At 69.7% G+C, this 502-nt stretch carries 1 protein-coding gene and 1 pseudogene; one reads left to right on the forward strand and one right to left on the reverse strand.

Going from position 1 to position 502, the window contains the following annotated elements:
- Positions 1–138, reverse strand: a 138-nt coding sequence (locus tag AC27IQ_RS27005; protein ID WP_487091538.1) for an ATP-binding cassette domain-containing protein, incomplete at its 3' end; no start/stop codon positions are given.
- A 147-nt stretch (positions 139–285) separates the two neighbouring features.
- On the opposite strand from AC27IQ_RS27005, the pseudogene AC27IQ_RS27010 reads away from it, so the two are divergent.
- Positions 286–502, forward strand: a pseudogene (locus AC27IQ_RS27010) (iron ABC transporter permease); the annotation flags it as partial.

Consider the following 502-nt stretch of genomic DNA (forward strand, 5'->3'; position numbering starts at 1 on the left):
CAGCGTGGTCTTGCCGCAGCCGGAGGGGCCGATGAGCACGCCGATCTCGCCCGCTGCGAGGCCCAGGGTGACGCCGCGCACGGCGGCTTGCGCGCGGCCGGCGTAGCGCACTTCCAGTTGGGAGACTTCAAGGAACATGGCCGCGATTCTAGAAGGCGCCAATGCGTAGAATTCGCATTTGCATCCAGACGGCCCTGCCGGCGTGCCCTTCAGCGCTCGACCGAAGCCATCTTCGACCGGAATGCCCCGTCCGATTCTTCCGACCCTTCCCTTCAGGGCCCGCCCTTGCCACGCCTTCTTTCTGCCCTGCGATCCATTCCCCTGCTGCTGCTCGCCACTGCGCTGACCTTGCCGGTGCTGGCCGTGCTCGCTTCGTGGCTGCCGGGCAGCGCCGGTGGCGCCGAGGCCGGGGCCATCCTGCGCGAAATGGCCGCCACCGTGCTGCCCGGCTACTTCGCCACCACCGTGTGGCTGGGCCTGGCCGTGGCCATCGGCGCGGCGG

It is taken from the genome of Acidovorax sp. KPB24-07 (assembly GCF_057543315.1).